The 19,138-nt window shown below is 39.8% G+C and carries 12 protein-coding genes; 9 read left to right on the top strand and 3 right to left on the bottom strand.

The features are described from left to right. Positions 1 to 778: 778 nt before the first annotated feature. Entirely contained in the window at positions 779 to 2,485 is a 1,707-nt protein-coding gene (locus ABD769_RS04250; RefSeq protein WP_344849716.1) for an FAD/NAD(P)-binding protein, read from the bottom strand. 271 nt (positions 2,486 to 2,756) lie between these two features. Here ABD769_RS04250 and ABD769_RS04245 point away from each other — a divergent pair, with 271 nt between their 5' ends. Continuing rightward, complete coding sequence (locus ABD769_RS04245; protein ID WP_344849715.1) at positions 2,757 to 3,308, top strand: DUF1543 domain-containing protein; 552 nt, start codon at positions 2,757 to 2,759, stop codon at positions 3,306 to 3,308. A 4-nt stretch (positions 3,309 to 3,312) separates the two neighbouring features. Here ABD769_RS04245 and ABD769_RS04240 read toward each other — a convergent pair whose 3' ends face one another. After that, positions 3,313 to 4,104: a DUF4350 domain-containing protein gene (locus ABD769_RS04240; protein WP_344849714.1), complete on the bottom strand. Its 792-nt coding sequence runs from the start codon at positions 4,102 to 4,104 to the stop codon at positions 3,313 to 3,315. A 648-nt stretch (positions 4,105 to 4,752) separates the two neighbouring features. Next, entirely contained in the window at positions 4,753 to 5,382 is a 630-nt protein-coding gene (locus ABD769_RS04235; protein ID WP_344849713.1) for a DUF4159 domain-containing protein, read from the bottom strand. A gap of 151 nt (positions 5,383 to 5,533) precedes the next feature. Here ABD769_RS04235 and ABD769_RS04230 point away from each other — a divergent pair, with 151 nt between their 5' ends. From ABD769_RS04230 to ABD769_RS04195, 8 genes are all read left to right on the top strand, one after another. Next, positions 5,534 to 6,532: an AAA family ATPase gene (locus ABD769_RS04230; protein ID WP_344849711.1), complete on the top strand. Its 999-nt coding sequence runs from the start codon at positions 5,534 to 5,536 to the stop codon at positions 6,530 to 6,532. Then, complete coding sequence (locus ABD769_RS04225; RefSeq protein WP_344849710.1) at positions 6,532 to 7,419, top strand: DUF58 domain-containing protein; 888 nt, start codon at positions 6,532 to 6,534, stop codon at positions 7,417 to 7,419. The genes ABD769_RS04230 and ABD769_RS04225 overlap by 1 nt, the downstream gene beginning before the upstream one ends. A gap of 2 nt (positions 7,420 to 7,421) precedes the next feature. Then, positions 7,422 to 8,792, top strand: a complete 1,371-nt coding sequence (locus tag ABD769_RS04220) for a BatA domain-containing protein (protein WP_344849708.1) — start codon at positions 7,422 to 7,424, stop codon at positions 8,790 to 8,792. Next, positions 8,779 to 10,911, top strand: a complete 2,133-nt coding sequence (locus tag ABD769_RS04215) for a DUF4175 family protein (protein WP_344849707.1) — start codon at positions 8,779 to 8,781, stop codon at positions 10,909 to 10,911. The genes ABD769_RS04220 and ABD769_RS04215 overlap by 14 nt, the downstream gene beginning before the upstream one ends. 2 nt (positions 10,912 to 10,913) lie before the next feature. Continuing rightward, positions 10,914 to 12,698, top strand: coding sequence for a hypothetical protein (locus ABD769_RS04210; protein WP_344849706.1), 1,785 nt, complete (start codon positions 10,914 to 10,916; stop codon positions 12,696 to 12,698). Between the two features lie 1,609 nt (positions 12,699 to 14,307). Continuing rightward, positions 14,308 to 15,942 (top strand): TldD/PmbA family protein, encoded by a 1,635-nt coding sequence (locus tag ABD769_RS04205; protein ID WP_344849704.1) that lies wholly within the window; start codon positions 14,308 to 14,310, stop codon positions 15,940 to 15,942. Positions 15,943 to 15,944: 2 nt separating this feature from the next. Next, on the top strand, positions 15,945 to 17,261 hold the full coding sequence (locus ABD769_RS04200; protein WP_113951320.1) for a TldD/PmbA family protein: 1,317 nt from the start codon (positions 15,945 to 15,947) through the stop codon (positions 17,259 to 17,261). A 170-nt stretch (positions 17,262 to 17,431) separates the two neighbouring features. Next, positions 17,432 to 19,072 (top strand): TldD/PmbA family protein, encoded by a 1,641-nt coding sequence (locus ABD769_RS04195; RefSeq protein WP_344849703.1) that lies wholly within the window; start codon positions 17,432 to 17,434, stop codon positions 19,070 to 19,072. Positions 19,073 to 19,138 lie beyond the last annotated feature (66 nt).

Below are 19,138 nucleotides of genomic sequence, written 5' to 3'. Positions count from 1 at the left end.
CAAAAAGTAAAATTTTTGAACATAAGGTTTGAGTTTGGATGATTAAAATTGATTCATAGCCCAAATAGGCTGTGCCATGAATGGATTAGTTATTGTTTGTTTTTGGGCACATAAATGCCTATTGACAAAAAATGATTTTTTTGAACATACAGTTGGATTTGGATGATTAATTTTTATCCATAACACAAATAGGCTGTGCCATGAACGGTTTAGTTATTGTTTGTTTATTATACCTTGGTTAGAGGTTATTTTATTAGTCCATTATTCCTGTGGTTAGCAGGATTTTTTTGCTCGTACACTAAAATAAAATATCGGCTCGTTATGATTTGTTAATGCAAGGTATAGATTAAGAAAGCCGGATTTTTATTTTTTTCAACGCAAACGTTTGCCTAAAAAAATGCCTTAATTACCAAACTATAAGCACTTAAGCCATTTTAAAAATAACCAGCGACGAGCAATTATAAGTTTTTCTGAAAGAGGCATACAATTATTGTACAACATGCTTAAAAAAACATTAAAATGACAATTAGTGTTGTTACAAAAATTAAACCTTTGTCATCGGATTTTGATAAAGTATAGATTTTTAAATACAATCAATCATTCCATATAACAACCAAAAGAGCAAGGGATACAAAACTAAGCGCAAACGTTTGTTTTTTTTAAGATACAACAGAGAAACAAAAACACAAAAGATTAATTATCAGTTATTTAAAATAAAAAAATCACTTAAATAAATTTAAGAGATCTTTTAAAATCATACCAAAATGTAGCTGTTTATTTAGCGCAGAATGCTGTTAATCACGGCCTCTGATGCAGCCTCACAAAAGTCTATTCCTGAGTAATCGGGGTTGTAACCACCAATGTATGGAACGGCCATGATGTAAATTCTTTTGTTTGGAATACCCTTTTTATCCACCACCTGAAAATGATCATTTATGGTAATTCCGGGTACTGTTAAAAAGTAATTATCTCCATCTTCCTGCGTTACTAAATCGTTATTCTTAATTTCTGCTTTTCCTCTTTCAGCCGATTTGAACTTTAACCTTGCGGGGCTCAGCGTTTTGTTATTGATCAGGCTTTTAAATGGGAAATCGTTAAAAGAAAGGTGCGGCTGACCGATACAATCGACAAAAGTATCGAAGTGCTTAACCGTTTTTTCACCGTTTATTTCGTAGTGATAATCTGCACCACCGGTTTTTAAAGGCTCTACTTTGGCATCGTCTCCAACTGCAACAATGCTCAGCACACCGGCGTTGTGCAAGGCCAGCAACTCTCTGCACGAGCTTTGGGGTACAAATGCAATTACAATAGAAATTAATGGCATTAATACTTTCTGCAACCTTTCCATATCTTCTGCCGACAAGTATTTTGCAGGATAATTCATTGCGAAACTTAAAACAGCCAGGGCTTCTTTCCAATAAATGGATTTTCTCTTTTCAATGGATTTTTCAGCTTCATCATATTCTTTCCTGAAAAGATCGAAGGGTTCCATCCTTTCCCGATAGCCCATCATGGCCTCTACAAAAGCTTCAAGATTCATATCTTTGATCTGTTTGTAAAAATCAGGATCTTTTTTAATAAATATTTCTTTAAAATTCTTTTCAAACACAAAATCTAAAGGTAAAAAACCTCCGTTTTCGGCTATGCTTTTATGAATTTCGGCCTTGCTCAATGTTTCATCCTTACCCAGGTGCGAATCTTCTAAATGAAACCTGATGGCAGGCAGCAAACCACTGCGAGAATGCATCACGATTTTAAAACCTTTACTTTCTAATTGATAGGAATAGGTTCCGTCTTCATTGTCTTCGAATTTTCCATTTTGCCTGGCCAGTGTTCTCAGGGCGTCAATCGCCGTTAACGATGAACCCATAATGCCAACCGCATGATTCAGCTTTTGCTCTAGTTTTTTAGGTGGATAAGGGGAATCGAAGTAGCTGGGAATACTACCTTCATATTTTTTTGGCCAGTTATGCCCGGTACAGATCACGATCTGATCGAAATAAACTTTATCCTCGTTCTGTACACATATGGCTACCTGATTTTCTGCCGGTAAATCAATAATATCTTCTACAATGCAGTTTAAATGAACATGGGTTTCGATGCCTTTTTTCGCCGCAGCTTCTTTAAGGAGATTAAACTGGGCTGACAGGTACTCGCCGAAAAATAACCTGGGCAATACTTTATATTCGTTAAATTTCTCTTCGTTAATATCAAACTTTTTCAAAATGGCCTTTGGTGCAATTTTTACCCAATCTTCTATAGAATTAAAAATAATGGGAATTTCATTGTCTGATACATTGGTAATATGCTCTACATTTGCCCCCTCGGCACTGTATGGCATACCAGCCCCCAAATAATCCTTGCGCTCGAATATGCTGATTTCAAAGTCAGTATTCTCCGATTCTGTTAATCTTTTATACATGAAAAGACCACTTGGGCCGCCGCCGATGATGGCAATTTTCTTTTTTGCTGTTTTCGTGTCCATTTATAGTTCATACAATCATAAAAAAACAGAAATTGTTTTGGTTGTGTTTAAAAAGTCGAGGAACGGTCTGAAATGAGAGGATAACTTACCAAGCAGGAAAGCTCTGGTTTGATAGATCTCCCAATTACGTTATACTCCACTCGAGATGGCGATCGCAAACAAAATTTGCAATAAATAAGAACCAACTGTGAGAATTGCTGTTAGAAGAGGTAAGCAATATTGTATCAGTTACCCCCCTAAGCGTAGCCGAAGGGTAAACAATTACCAATTAATGAAACTATATATGATTTTACTGGGCTCGAAAGCCCCGAAGCGGAACGTAGAGCAGCACGATTACTTTTTTGGCATTGCAGACTCACTAAAAGATCTTGTTCCGGAGATTAAAGCTTTTTGGCCTGAGGCGGGTAATAGCCTGCATATTGATGGCTGGCGGGAAGTAAACACGGTTGATGATTACGAAATCAGTATTAAATTAAGAGATGAACATACGCCGCCATCACTACATAAATTATTTTTTATCAATCTTGGGGGCTATATATCCAACAAATTATACGAGCAGCATCATATTGTATTATCGGTGCATGATGAGCGGGCCAAAGCCATTCAGGATGCAAAAAAAACGATCTTTTTTAAAACCAATTCTATAAAAGGCGCGAATTCACACATCGACGAAAAATATGGCATCGATGTAGATGATATTTATAAAATAGAGGATATTTTAAGTGAGGAGGCGAAGCAAAAATACCACATCGAAATAAAACCATCTTCAGGATTACCTGAAGATGAGATTCATTTAGGCTATTTTAAGTTGGATAAACTATAAATCCTTATTTTTTAACAAGGCTTTTTAACCAAAGCACCAGATCGTAAGCGGCTTTATCATTTTCGAAGCCCATTTCTTTTGGCAAACGGCCGTTTACATATTCATCATACAGCCATGGGTCGGCAATGGCAATTACATTTCCTTTACCAAATTTGGCAGAGGCAATAACCGTTGCGCCCGCAGCATTTTTAAGTACAGGTTTTGCACCGTTTTTGGTATCGATAGAACAGACATCTTTCATAAAGATTTTTTTGGCTGTTTTAAATACCGGATTATTTTTAATTACAATGCTGCCATCTTCAAAATGAGCATCGTCAATCACGTGGTTCTGCATTTCGTTTGTAAAATGCATGCCAAATACATTGGCTAGTTTATTAAAATGCGGCAATTCTACATTGGCACTATCGTTGGCAAACATTACCAATACCCCGCCCTGCTTTACCCAGGCAGAAATTGCAGCAATGTGCTCAGCCCCGATGTAATTGGGTTTAGGATTTTCTTTCGGACGGTCGGGATCTACAATTAAGTAAACATCACTTCCTTTTAAATTGGCCTGTGTGGGTGCTGTTTCAAGTGAATCTAACTTAAAACCTTGCTTCTTGAATACATGGCCAAGAATAGAAAAACCACTCATGGCCTGTTCACCCCACAGATAATGAAAACGAACTTCTTTACCCTGTTTATCTTTATGCGTTTCGCGGTTAAAGAAATAATCGAGCGTAACGGTTTGTGCATCGGCCACAAGTGTTGAACCTGTTAAAAGTCCAAGCAAACAAAATCTAAAAAGTAGTTTCATAAAATGGTATGTGATTAGAAAACCAAAAATATAAATTAAAAGGGTAATCAATCCACTAGCAAAAGATTTTAAACAGTATTGATAGATTTTTAATCGGGATTGAAAGCATGGCCACAGATATTATCATCCGAACAGCGCAAGGAAAAACGAAGATGATCTCAGGTAATTCAGGTACAAACGCAGCGATTATATATACTACAGCAAAAATAATTTGAATCATATAAGACATGGAAGTTTCATATAAGCTCAATGCGATTGCATGCCCTTATATACTTGATTATGAAATATGGTAACAGCGAAAATAATTTGAACCATATAAGACATGGAAGTTTCATATAAGTTCAATATGCTTACATCTTCTTATATCTAATAATTAACTATAAATATTGAACCACCTAAGTCACCTTAGTACACCTAAAAAGACTCTATGCAAATGTAACTAAGATGCGCTCAGGTGATTCAGGTGGTAAAATAAATGAACCTATATCTTTTTTGAACCATATAAGACATTTAAGTTTCATATAAGCTCAATGCGCTTAGATGTTCTTATATTTCTTATATGGTTAATATATAGAGAACAGGGGTGGTAGATAATAAACAAACTATCCAATCTATCAAATGGTAACATCTGACAGCACCAGCAAAAACCTAACTGTTAACCCCCATGGCATACAGGATAATATTTACCCCGAACTTGGTGTTATCTTCTGCCAGAAAGCGCTTATTCCTGAAATCGTAATCCCACTCACAGCCATAGTCTTTATTGCTATACAATACTCCTATCCTGTTGTTAACTGTAATTGCTTTCAGATAATCGTGCACCAGGTCGTCTCCCCAGCCGTTTAATTCAAATGATGTGGTTGGTGGTCCTTTTTCAAACTTGAAAAAAGAGTTGTAAATACCATGGTTATTAGGAATTTTTTTCAGCGCCTGTGCACCGAACAGGTTAGTCATCTGCGTTTCGAAAGAGCGGGCAAATAAACCGTCAATATCGTGGTTGCAGTCGTCAACAAAAACGAAGCCCCCATTATGTACATAGGTTTTAAAATTTACGGCTTCCTGGGCACTGAACTGCACCAGTTTATGTCCGCTTAAATAACAGAATGGATATTTAAACAAATCTTTGCTCCCCAGTTCAACAATTTTTTCTTCTTCATCCAGAGGAATGGTTGTATATTCTAAAAGAGAATTTAACAGATTAGACGGCATGCGCTGATCGGTATCCCAATCACCAGAATTGTATTTTAACCTCGCAAATGTAAATTTTGCTCTATGCACAGCATAAAATTAGTTTCATTTTTTATTAAAACCATTTTTTATGCCAATTATCTTGTAAATTTTTTGATATTTTTTCTATTTGGCTAAAAACTATCTTCCAATATGCGCTATATTGAAGCACCATATCGTCAAACTAAAAAAACCAACCATTTTGGAGCGTTCAGAAAGCAACCTAAAAATATTGATCGATAAGATCTCCCTGTTAAAAACCGAAATACAGAAAGTAATTGTGGGTCAGGATGTGATCATTGAAGAAATGCTGATTGCCTTAATGGCCGGCGGACACTGCCTTTTGGAAGGTGTACCCGGTTTGGCAAAGACCTTAATGGTAAGGACTATGTCTCAGGCCTTAGACCTTTCTTTCCGCAGGATTCAGTTTACACCCGATTTAATGCCTACCGATATCGTGGGTACCGAAATATTGGAAGAAGACCATGTAACCGGGAAACGTTTTTTCAAGTTTAACAAAGGTCCGCTGTTTGCCAATATTATCCTTGCGGATGAAGTAAACAGAACTCCGCCAAAAACACAATCGGCCTTACTCGAGGCAATGCAGGAATTTGAGGTAACCTATGGAGGACAAACCTATCCTTTAGATCGTCCGTTTTTTATCCTTGCCACACAAAATCCTATTGAACAGGCCGGAACCTATCCCCTGCCCGAAGCACAGTTAGACCGTTTTCTGTTATATATCAAAATTGGTTATCCTACCGCAGCAGAAGAAACACAGATTTTAAGCAGCACAACAGGCAGCAAAAAAGCCGTAATTAACCCGGTTATTGGTGCTGAGGAAATCAAAGAACTCCAGGCCATTACCCGTGAGGTAAGCATCAGCAACGACCTGATTACCTATGTAAGTGAGATCATCCGCGCCACCAGACCATATACCACTACCGTAAATTTTGTAAAAGAATGGGTACGATGGGGCGCTGGACCACGTGCAGGGCAGGCATTAATCTTAACCGCAAAGGCTAGGGCCCTATTTAAAGGCAGGTACGCGGTAATTCTGGAAGATTTACAAGCCATGGCCTATCCGGTATTGCGCCACAGGGTATTGATGAATTTTAAGGCAGAGGCCGAAAATGTTTCATCAGATAAAGTAACCGACGAACTGATCAAAGCCATTTCGAAACCAAAAGCCAATATTTAATGAGTAAACTGCTCGATCCAAAAATATTGATGGCCATTAAAGACCTTTCATTATCGGCTAAAATGACGATTGATGGGTTTATGAACGGTATTAACAAAAGTACCGTAAAAGGGCCTGGATTAGAGTTTAGTCAATACAGAAGTTATCAGCCTGGTGACGATCTTCGTTCGCTCGACTGGAAAATGTTTGCCCGGTCAGACCGTTATTACATCCGTGAATCGGAGGTGGAAACCAATATTGCCATACGTATATTAATTGATGCCAGCGCCTCGATGCACCACAACGATGGCGATTTCACCAAAATAGATTATGCAAAATACCTCGGTGCATCCTTAGCTTACCTCGCTAATTTACAGGGCGATGCCATTGGATTATATGTATTGAAGAATTCGGGCATTTTCTCGATGACGCCCAAGCAGGATTACCAGCATCTGGCACGCTTGTTTTATCAGCTGGAACAGATCCATCCCGATGGAACATTCACCAAGCCCATTCATCATAAAGAGTTGTTTGCAGGTGCCCAAAAACGTGAACTGCTGATTTTTGTAACCGATCTTTACCAGAAAGATGACGAAATCATCAAATTATTGGATACACTGAATACTTTAAGGCACGAAATTGTGGTTTTCCATGTATTATCAAGAAACGAACTCGATCTTGATTTTAAAGGTTACACCAATTTTGAGGATCTGGAAACCGGAGAAACCATCCAGATTGATCAAAGCAAAGCAAGAAAAGATTACCAGCACAAGCTTAACGCTTACCTGGAAAATACCAGGATACAACTGCTCGACAGAAGGATTTTTTACCGTACCATCACTACCGACGAAGCTTTGGATCAGGCTTTAAGGGATTTTTTAAAACAAAGAAGTAAACTCAGAATTTAACCGTGCAATTTTTATATCCTATAGGTTTATTTGCGCTTGCAGGCATCATTGTGCCGCTTGTGATACACCTGTGGAATGTAAAACAGGGCAAAACCATCAAAATTGGCAGCATCGCTTTGCTGGGCGAAAGTTCGAGTGCAAGCTCCAAAAGTTTTAAAATTAACGACTGGCTTTTGTTTGTATTGCGTTGTTTACTGCTGGTGTTGCTGGCCTTTCTTTTAGCACAACCCTATCTTAAAAAAACAATATCAAAAAGTAGTAAAACAGGTTGGATTTTGATTGATAAAAGTAATTTCCCACAGGTTTTTAAATCACATCGAAAAACGATTGATTCATTGTTAAAAAAAGGCTACGAAATTCATGATTTTAATGCGGGTTTTTCGTTATTAAGCTTAAAAGATACTGTTGTTCATCAAATTAAACAGCAAAATAACCTCGGTTATACCACCTTACTGAGTGCAGCCGATCAAGCTGTTCCTGCAGGGGCGCAGGTTTATCTTTTTGCCGATCACCGTTTAAAGCATTTCGAAAACGAATTGCCTCTTGTAAATTATAAACTGAACTGGATTCCGCTCAACCAAAGCGATACCTTAAGTAGTTGGATCGCCACTTATGCAGGAAAAAAGTATAAAGCGAAATCCAATCCATCAGGTACTGTTTATCAGGCTTTAAACACATCAGAGAACACGCCGGTAAACATAACGATACATGAAGGAACCGGAATTCGCGACAGTAAATACATTATTGCGGCTTTGAAAGCCATCGGCAGTTTTACCCAACGGAAGATAATCATTAACCCTCCGGCAGGCAAAGCTACCATCGGTTTCTGGTTATCAGATGAAACAGTTTCTGCAGCATTTAAATCATCAATTGCTCCGGATGGCACCTTGTTTCAATATGAAAAAGGAAAAATACTCACTAAACCATCCTTTATAAATATCGATGGAAAACAGCTAAAATTGAGTAAAAGAATTGCATCAGGCAATCAGGCAGAAAAAGTATGGACAGATAGTTTTGGGGATGCCATTTTAGCAAAAGAAAGGACTGGTGATTTCAATACTTTCCATTTTTACAGCCGTTTTAATCCACAATGGAACGAACTGGTTTGGGATCCTTTATTTGTAAAAGCACTGATGCCGATCGTTATCCGTGATAAAAATCCGGAAGATTTTGGTTTCGAGAATAACCCAGCCGATCAAAGAACCCTATCGCTTAAACAGAAAACGGTAATTGAGGCCAATAAAAGTGTTTCAGCAACAAAAAGCACCAAAAATAAGCCCCTTTCCACTATATTTTGGATCGCGGCACTTTTGATTTTTGCTACCGAACGTATTTTATCATTCAGAAAAAAACCACAATATGTTAAAAACTGAAGGACAAAACTGGATACGTAGGCTAAAAATCAGATGGATCAGTTTTTACCTGATTGGTACTATAGCCACTGCTTTAGCCATCGCTTTGGTTTTATCGGTTACAGGTTTTTATCTGCTGCATGCCCCCATCTGGATTTTTGCAATTATTTTTCCGCTTGCCCTTGCCATTTTATTATTCAGCAAACCCGTTTGGAAAACCACAGATCTTGATGTTTCCAGATTTGTAAATAACCATTACCCAGAACTGGAAGAAAGTGCCGATCTGCTGCTTCAAAACGACGCAGAATTATCCATGCTGCAACAATTGCAACGTAACAAGATAGAAAACATCATTCTAAGCCTTCCACAGCCGAAAGAACCGGTAAAGAAATTATATTTTGGCTTAACAATATTTCTTGTTGCGCTATTAATCAGTTTCGGGATTAGTAAAATCCCTCAAATCAAAAAAACAGATTTAAGTTCACCAGAAGCCAATACTTCAGTTCCGCTGATTAAAGAAAATATCCCTGCAGAAATTTCAGATTTCAGTGCAACCATTATTCCTCCGGCTTATACCAGAAAAGCAGAACGGAAACAAAAGCAGTTTACCATTAACGCCGAAACGGGGGCAACAGTGAACTGGAAAATTGAAACGAACATTGCAATCAAAAAGCTAAAGCTCATTTTTAACGACAATGAAACCTCATCATTAAAAGCCTTAAATACAGCGCGTACACAATGGAGTTTCAGCAAAACCATTAATAAATCAGGTTTTTACCAACTTGATCTTGATGGTAAGAAATCAGATCTCTACCAGATCGAAGTAATCCCCGATTTGCCGGTTACCATTAAAATTACGCAACCTAAGCAGCACACCACCATTGATATCGGTCAGCCGCAAAAGTTCGACCTAAGTGTATCGCTCACTGATGATTATGGTATAAACGATGCTTTTATATCTGCTACGATGGCCAGTGGAAAAGGTGAAGGCGTAAGTTTTACGGAAAAAAAACTCCCTTTCAACACCGGTTTCGATAATAAGAAGCATGTTTCCTTAAATAAACACATCGATCTCAAAAGCCTGGGCATGAAACCCGGTGATGAGCTTTACTTTTTCATCAAAGCGATGGATAATCACGGTCAATCGAGCCGATCGGACGTGTATTTTGTTTCAATTGTGGATACCACAGAGTTAATGAGTCTGGCAGGCATGACCAATGGCGTAAACCTTGTACCCGAATATTTCAGGAGCGAAAGGCAGATCATTATCGATACCGAAAAATTATTGAAAGAGCAGGCTAGCCTACCGATAATAACTTTTAAAACCAGAAGTAACGACCTCGGCATCGATCAGAAGTTATTAAGGCTTCGTTACGGTCAGTTTTTGGGCGAAGAAAACGAGACCGAAATTGGTGGCGATCATGATGACAATGATGAACATGCCGAACACAAAGCCGAGGGTGAAAAATTTGGTGATGTGAGTGCCATTATGGACAAATATGCGCACAAACACGATATTGCAGAAGATGCCACCTTTTTCGAACCCGAAATGAAAGCGCAGTTAAAAGCTGTTTTAACCGAAATGTGGAACGCCGAACTGCGTTTAAGAACTTACAAACCACAGGAAGCTTTGCCTTACGAATATAAAGCTTTAAGATTGCTTAAAGACCTGCAACAAAAATCGCGTGCTTATGTAGCCAAAACCACAGTTAAGGTTTCGGCTTTAAAACCTGAGAAACGATTAAGCGGTGAACTCGATAAGATTACACAACCTGTACAAAAAATGAGCTTCGAGCAGAAAGAGAAACGAACAGCTTCGCTAAAAACCGCACTTGCCCTTTTGGAAAGCAGAAAAACAGGCAAAAAGTTTACCGAAAACGATCATTTTTTACTCAGCGAAACTGAAAAATATATGATTGGTGCCGCAGCAGATCATCCTTCCACTTATTTAAATGCATTAACCAGTTTAAGAAAATTAAGCACCGCAGATAAATTGATAGTTAAAGATATTGATCTGGTTCAGCAGGCTATCCAAAAAATGATCAGTAATGAACCGACGAAGCCACAAACACCAAATGCTGGTCCGGCTTCGGCCTTGTACCAGGATTATTTTAACAATTTAAACAAAGCGGGCAGATAGATATGGAATTTAAATACATCGCTATTTTGGTTGCGCTATTATTGCTAGGCTTTTTGTTGTTTAAAGAGATCAAAAGGTTAAATAAAGCCAGGTTATTCTGGCGTATTTTAGCCAATATCATTGCTATTGCCTGTTTTGTGTTATTAATCATTCCCATTAAATATGAAACACACCTCCACCAACGTGCCGATGAAATCATTTTACTTACGCAAGGCACCCATCCTGATTCTGTTGCCAGCTTAAAGGGGAAAAAATATGCGCTTTCGTCGATAGATCTAAAAAATATAAAAGCCACCTCCATTCCTGATCTTTCTTATTTTTTAAAAACCAATCCCAATATCCGGAAACTGAATATTTACGGTTATGGTTTAAATGCTGTAGAGCTGGAAAAACTTAAAGGCTATCAGGTCAAATTCCATCCATCTGCCAATCCTAACGGGATTATTGCAGCCTACTGGCAGGAAAAATTAAAAGCCACCGACGTTCTTGCCGTTCAGGGACATTATCAAAATACCAGCAAACAAACCATTAAACTTTTGCTTAAAGGTTTGGGAAAAACAGTCGACTCAACTACCATTGAAGGAAAATCGAATAAAACATTTTCTTTTAAAACAACTCCAAAACAAAGTGGAAAAGCCATTTATCAACTCATTGCTTTGCAAAAAAATGATACTTTAAGCAAAGAGCCTATCCCAATACAGGTAGGTGATCAGCCAGCAATGAAAGTACTGATTTTGGCTTCTTTCCCCGACTTTGAGTATAAGTTTTTAAAAAACTGGCTATATGAAAATCAATATCCTTTGGCTTTCAGAAGTCAGATCAGTAAAAATAAGTTTGCTTCCGATTTTTTAAATATTGATAGTGTAAACCTCAATCAGATCAATGCTTTAACCTTAAAAAAATTCGACATCCTGATTATTGATGAAGATGAACTGGCAGCCATCAATCCAAACGAAAGGGCTTCGATAAATGTTGCAGTTAATAGTGGGATGGGTTTATTTATCAGGGTTTCAGGTCAGAAAGCTTTAACCACGCTTAGCGGCAGGTTCAATCGTTTCGAATCTCCTGTTTTAAAGGACAAACCTTTAAATTTAAGTCTGACCGAAGATCATTTCAAATTTAAACCATTGCCCATTGAGCAAGCTTTGTTTTTGAAATCAGGCGACCATGATCAAAGTATTATTACCGATGCCGGTGGAAAAACTTTGGTAAACAGCAGCATTAGTGGTGCTGGCAAAATAATGGTTTCTACCCTTTCTTCAACATATAACTGGCTACTATCCGGACAAAAAACAGATTATGCTACCTATTGGTCCAAACTTTTAAGCAGTGCTGCAAAAAAGAGAAACGAGATTTTAAGCGTAAACATCCTTCCGCAATTTCCAACGGTGAATCAAAAAACCAGGATCATTACTGATTTAGCAACATCGGGTAAGATGCCAACATTAAAAATAGATGATTTTGCGTTAAGTCCGCGGCAAAATATGGAACTTCCTTTCCAGTGGGATGCATTTTACTGGCCGCAACAAGCAGGCTGGACAAACTTACAGGTAAATCAAAGCATCCAATCTGTTTATATCTACGAAAAAACCGATTGGCAAACGCTTAAAAATCAGCAAACCTTAAAAGATACCCGTCAGTTTATCAAAAATTTAGGCGCTACCGAAAACAGGCCTCAGTTAACAGATAGCATTATCGAAGAAGAAGTATCAACGTGGTGGTTCTTTGCCGGATTTTTACTTGCAGCCGCCTTTTTATGGTACGAAGCAAGGATTTTGACGGTTTAAAATCGATTCGTCATCTCGACTGAAGCAAAGCGGAATGGAGAGATCTAATAACAAACATCTTCTAATAGATTTCTCCATTCCGCTACTGATGAAAAATCAGCAGCTTCAGTCGAAATGACGGATTGCGGGGGATGAAAATCGTATCGAAATCATTTAAACAGTAGCTTTTCGCTTAATTTCCGTGCTTTTCTGTGTCCTCGTGGCAAAATTTACTCAATTTGCTGTTGCTAACACTCGTTTCAAACGAGCGTTCAATAGCTTATCGTTTACAACGATAAAATCGTAGAACTATTTCTGCACTCGTTGGGAAACGAGTGCAAGCATAGTCGATTCGTCATCTCGACTGAAGCAAAGCGGAATGGAGAGATCTAAGAACAAAGATCTTCCAATAGATTTCTCCATTCCGCTACTGATGAAAAATCAGCAGCTTCAGTCGAAATGACGGATTGAGGGGGATGAAAATCGTATCAAAATCATTTAAACACTAGCTTTTCGCTTAATTTCCGTGCTTTTCTGGTGTCTCCCGTGGCAAAATTTATCCAATTTGCTGTTGCTAACGTTCGTTTCTAACGAGCGTTCAATAACATATCGTTTACAACGATAAAATCGTAGAACTATTTCTGCACTCGTTGGGAAACGAGTGCAAGCATAGTCGATTCGTCATCCCGACTGAAGCAAAGCGGAATGGAGAGATCTAAGAACAAAGATCTTCCAATAGATTTCTCCATTCCGCTACTGATGAAAAATCAGCAGCTTCAGTCGAAATGACGGATCGCGGGGGATGAAAATCGTATCGAAATCATTTAAACAGTAGCTTTTCGCTTAATTTCCGTGCTTTTCTGTGTCTCCGTGGCAAAATTTATTCAATTTGCTAGTGCTAAAGCTCGTTTCTAACGAGCGTTCAATAACATATCGTTTACAACGATAAAATCGTAGAACTATTTCTGCACTCGTTGGGAAACGAGTGCAAGCATAGTCGATTCGTCATCTCGACTGAAGCAAAGCGGAATGGAGAGATCTAAGAACAAAGATCTTCCAATAGATTTCTCCATTCCGCTACTGATGAAAAATCAGCAGCTTCAGCCGAAATGACGGATCGCGGGGATGAAAATCGTATCGAAATCATTTAAACAGTAGCTTTTCGCTTAATTTCCATGCTTTTCTGTGTCCTCGTTGCAAAATTTATTCAATTTGCTATTGCTAATGCTCGTTTCTAACGAGCGTTCAATAACATATCGTTTACAACGATAAAATCGTAGAACTATTTTTGCACTCGTTTGGAAACGAGCGCAAGCATAGTCGATTCGTCATCTCGACTGAAGCAAAGCGGAATGGAGAGATCTAAGAACAAAGATCTTCCAATAGATTTCTCCATTCCGCTACTGATGAAAAATCAGCAGCTTCAGTCGAAATGACGGATCGCGGGGGATGAAAATCGTATCGAAATCATTTAAGCCCTAGCTTTTCGCTTAATTTCCGTGCTTTTCTGTGTCTCTGTGGCAAAATTTATTCGATTTCCAGCTTTGAAACTAAAATGTTATACTCATTTCGGAATCATTAGCCTCAAAATTCGCTATATTGAGAACGTAAACTAACTAAACTGAACCAATTGAAAAGAAAAGATTTCCTCTACTTAACCGGAATGGGTATGGGTGCCTTAATCCTTCCCGACCTTTCTGCATTCGGAACGCCCATCGATCCTTTACAGGCACTTGATGGAGTGGATGTAAAAATTAAAAAAGAACTGGCCAATGTTGCCCTCAACGCTGCAAAATCTAAAGGTGCAACCTATGCCGATATTCGCATTGGGCGCTATTTAAATCAATTTGTAGCCACACGCGAAAAACGCGTTCAAGGTGTGGCCAATACCGAATCGTACGGCGTGGGTATCCGTGTTTTGGCCAATGGATGCTGGGGCTTTGCCGCTACCAATAACGTAACCAAAGATGCCATTGCCAAAGCGGCCGAACAAGCCGTTGCAGTTGCAAAAGCCAATGCTAAAATACAGGGAGAACCTGTGCAGCTCGCCCCTCAAAAGGGTTATGGCGAAGTAAGCTGGAAAACTCCGATCGAAATCAATGCTTTCGAAGTCCCTGTAAAAGAAAAAGTAGACCTGCTTTTGAATGTAAACGACGTAGCGATGCAGAACGGGGCCAATTTTGTAAACTCTGTTATTTTTGCCGTTAATGAGCAGAAATACTTTGCTTCTACCGATGGTTCTTATATCGATCAGGATGTGCACCGCATTTACCCTACTTTCAATGTAACCAAAGTTGACCGCGAATCGGGTAAATTTAAAACCCGTAATGCCCTAAGCGCTCCAAGCGGAAAAGGCTACGAGTATATGCACGCACGCCCCGAAGATAAAGTTACCGGTATTGTAACCCGTTACAAAGACCGTTACGATATGCTCGAAGATGTGAAAGAAGCAGCCCGTGTTGCCAATGAAAAAGTAAAGGCAAAATCGGTTGAACCGGGTAAATATGACCTGGTACTCGATCCTTCGCACCTTTGGCTTACCATCCACGAATCTGTTGGTCACCCTACCGAACTCGACCGTGTTTTAGGCTATGAGGCCAATTATGCAGGTACGAGTTTCCTTACTTTAGATAAATGGGAATCGAAAAAATTCAAATTCGGCAGCGATAAAGTAAACATTGTGGCCGATAAAACCCAGGTTGGATCGTTAGGTGCGGTGGGTTATGATGATGAAGGCGTAAAATGCAAAAAATGGGATTTGATTAAAGATGGAGTTCTGGTAAGTTATCAGGCCATCCGCGATCAGGCACACATTATCGGTTTAACCGAATCAAACGGCTGCTGCTATTCGCAGGGCTGGGATGATGTGCAGTTCCAGCGTATGCCAAATGTTTCGTTACAGCCGGGTAAAGAAAAATTAAGTGTTGACGATATGATCAAAAATGTAGAAAAAGGCATTTATATCATCGGTGACGGTAGTTTTTCTATCGATCAGCAACGCTACAATTTCCAGTTCGGCGGACAGATTTTCTACGAAATCAAAGAAGGTAAAATTGTAGGCATGCTTAATGATGTAGCTTATCAGGCCAATACACAAGAGTTCTGGAATTCCTGCAATGCCATCTGCGATGCAGGCGATTACCGTTTAGGCGGTTCGTTCAATGACGGAAAAGGTCAGCCTTCGCAAAGCAGTGCCGTTTCGCATGGCAGTTCTACTGCACGGTTTAATGGAGTTAATGTTATCAATACAGCAAGAAAAATATAATTATGGCCATATTAAGTAAAGAAGAAGCCCAGGCGATATTAAAAAAAGTAGTAGGTTTTTCTAAAGCCGATTTCTGTGAAGTAAGTTTAAGCGGTTCGGACGGCGGAAACATCCGTTATGCACGTAATGCCGTTTCTACTGCAGGCCAGATCAGCACCATGAGTTTAGGGGTAAGCTCAACGTTTGGTAAAAAAACAGGTTCAGCAACCATCAACGAGTTCGACGATGCCTCTTTGCAAAAAGTGGTAAAAAGAGCCGAAGAACTGGCCATGCTGGCACCAGAAAACCCTGAGTTTATGCCACCATTAGGTCCGCAAACATTTGCTGAATCGAATACCTTCAATGCAAAAACTGCTGCCATTACACCTGATACCAGGGCCGAAATGGTGGGTAAAAGTTTAAGCGTTTCAAAAGCCGCCGGTTTAGATGCTGCTGGTTTCCTCGAAAACGCTACCCGTTTTAATGCGATCATGAACTCTAAAGGTTTGTTCGCCTACAATAAAGGAACAAATGTATCTTTTTCGGTTACCGTTAGGAATAAACAGGGAACAGGTTCGGGTTATGTGGAGCAGGATTTTAACGACCTTGATAAAATGGATACGCTTGCGCTAAGCAAAATTGCAGCAAGCAAAGCCAACGGTTCGGCAGGTGCAAAAGCCATCGAACCCGGAAAATATACGGTAATTTTAGAACCGCTCGCCGCCAGCGATATCATTGGCAACATGTTCAGGGGTTTTGATGCCCGGAGTGCCGACGAAGGCCGGAGCTTTATGAGCAAAAAAGGTGGTGGCACGCGTTTAGGGGAACAATTATTCTCCGAAAATGTAAATATCTATTCCGATCCGATGAATACCGAAATCCCGTCTTCAACATTTACAGGCGAAGGTTTACCCGTAAAAAGGACGCAATGGGTAGAAAAAGGTGTGGTAAAAAACCTGTCCTATTCAAGATATTGGGCTGCACAGAAAAATGTTCAACCCCTTCCATTTAGCCGAAGCATGATTATCGAAGGAGGCAATCAGTCACTGGAAGAGCTGATCAAAAGTACCGAAAAAGGCATTTTGGTAACCCGTTTCTGGTACATCCGTTCGGTTGATCCGCAAACCTTATTATTAACAGGGCTTACACGTGATGGTACTTTTTACATTGAAAACGGCGAAATCAAATTCCCGATCAAGAATTTCAGGTTTAATGAGAGTCCGGTAATTATGCTTAACAATGTGGAAGCTTTGGGTAAACCAGTGAGAACCGGAAGCGGATTGATTCCGCCAATGAAAATCAGGGATTTTACCTTCACTTCATTATCAGACGCGATTTAACGAAGCAATCTGCAAAAAAACTCCGTCATTGCGAGGTACGCCCCTAGTTACCGTCATCTCGACTGAAGTGCAACGAAATGGAGAGATCTGCCTAGATAGATCTCTCTCCAGAACATTCGGGACGTTCCAGTCGAGATGACGGCCTTTTTTATTAATAAAAATTAAAAAAATTGAGAAGAAGAGATTTCCTATACATGACAGGTGTTGGCCTTGGCGCCAGCATGATACCCAACATCCCTGCTTTTGGCAAAATTATTTCTGTTGAAGAATCTTTAACTCCTGTTGATGTTGCCCTGAAGAAAAAAATGGCCGATGTTGCCCTTAATGCAGCAAAAAGCAAGGGTGCAACTTATGCCGATGTACGGATTGGCCGCTACCTGAACCAGGTTGTAGCCACCAGGGAAACACGGGTAGAAAACATCTCCAATTCCGAATCTTATGGTTTGGGTGTACGCGTAATTGCTAACGGAAGCTGGGGTTTTGCCGCCACCAACAATATGGATGATGCCAGCATTGCCAAAGCTGCAGAAGCTGCCGTAGCCATTGCAAAAGGCAATGCCAAACTGATGGAAGAACCTGTTCAACTGGCTCCGCAAAAAGGTTTTGGAGAAGTAAGCTGGAAAACCCCTATCGAAATCAATGCTTTTGAAGTACCTATCGCCGATAAAGTAGACCTGCTTTTAAAAGTAAACAGTGAGGCAATGAAAGGTGGTGCAAAATACATCAGTTCTAATCTCTTCATGATCAATGAGCAGAAATATTTTGCTTCAACCGATGGTTCGTATATCGATCAGGATATCCACCGGATCTGGCCAACTTTTACGCTCACCAAAACTGATGCGGCAAGTGGCAAATTCGAAACCAGAAATGCGTTAAGCGCACCAATGGGAATGGGTTTTGAATATTTGAAACCTAAAGACGAAGAAAAAATTAAAGGCGGTCCCGTTACGATGTACAAAAAACGTTACGACATCCTGGAAGATGTGCGCGAAGCCGCTGTACATGTTGACGAAAAGTTAAAAGCAAAACCCATTGCCCCCGGCAAATACGATCTGGTATTGGATCCTTCGCACCTTTTCTTAACCATTCACGAATCGGTTGGCCACCCTACAGAGCTCGACCGTGTTTTGGGTTACGAGGCCAACTATGCCGGAACGAGTTTCCTGACACTGGATAAATGGGAATCGAAAAAATTCAACTTCGGGAGCAAAGAAGTAAACATTATTGCCGATAAAATGGAAACAGGATCTTTAGGTGCTGTGGGTTACGATGATGAAGGTGTAAAATGTGGAAAATGGGATATCATTAAAGACGGAATCCTGGTGAATTACCAAACCATCCGCGATCAGGCGCATATTTTAGGTTTAAAGGAATCGCAAGGCTGTTGTTACGCAGATAGCTGGGACAGTATCCAGTTCCAACGAATGCCTAATGTATCTTTAGCGCCTGGGAATGCCGCTTTAAGCGCTGCAGATATGGTTAAAAATGTAGAAAAAGGCATTTATATGTTCGGCCGGAATTCTTATTCCATCGATCAGCAACGTTATAATTTCCAGTTCAGCGCACAACTGGCTTACGAAATTAAAGAAGGAAAAATTGTAGGCATGTTTAAAGATGCCGCTTACCAGGCCAATACCCAGGAATTCTGGAATTCATGCGTGCAACGCTGTGATAAAAACGATTACCGCCTGGGCGGAACATTTTCGGACGGGAAAGGACAACCTGGGCAGGCAAGCGCCGTTTCGCATGGCAGTGCCACCACCCGTTTTAATGGTGTTAATGTGATTAATACGGGAAGGAAGTTGGGTTAATAAGACTCCCCTGCTATACGTCATCTCGACCGGAACACAGTGGAGCGGAGAGATCTATCTTGCTAG

The sequence above is a fragment of the Pedobacter jeongneungensis genome (genome assembly GCF_039538295.1).
Lineage (GTDB): Bacteria > Bacteroidota > Bacteroidia > Sphingobacteriales > Sphingobacteriaceae > Pedobacter > Pedobacter jeongneungensis.
This window is presented reverse-complemented; position numbering and strand designations above follow the sequence as displayed.

Bases quoted from the DNA above. Each gene is read 5' to 3' on its own strand.
- ABD769_RS04250 (WP_344849716.1), bottom strand. From the start codon at position 2,485: ATGGACACGAAAACAGCAAAAAAGAAAATTGCCATCATCGGCGGCGGC.
- ABD769_RS04245 (WP_344849715.1), top strand. From the start codon at position 2,757: ATGAAACTATATATGATTTTACTGGGCTCGAAAGCCCCGAAGCGGAAC.
- ABD769_RS04240 (WP_344849714.1), bottom strand. From the start codon at position 4,104: ATGAAACTACTTTTTAGATTTTGTTTGCTTGGACTTTTAACAGGTTCA.
- ABD769_RS04225 (WP_344849710.1), top strand. From the start codon at position 6,532: ATGAGTAAACTGCTCGATCCAAAAATATTGATGGCCATTAAAGACCTT.
- ABD769_RS04215 (WP_344849707.1), top strand. From the start codon at position 8,779: ATGTTAAAAACTGAAGGACAAAACTGGATACGTAGGCTAAAAATCAGA.
- ABD769_RS04210 (WP_344849706.1), top strand. From the start codon at position 10,914: ATGGAATTTAAATACATCGCTATTTTGGTTGCGCTATTATTGCTAGGC.
- ABD769_RS04200 (WP_113951320.1), top strand. From the start codon at position 15,945: ATGGCCATATTAAGTAAAGAAGAAGCCCAGGCGATATTAAAAAAAGTA.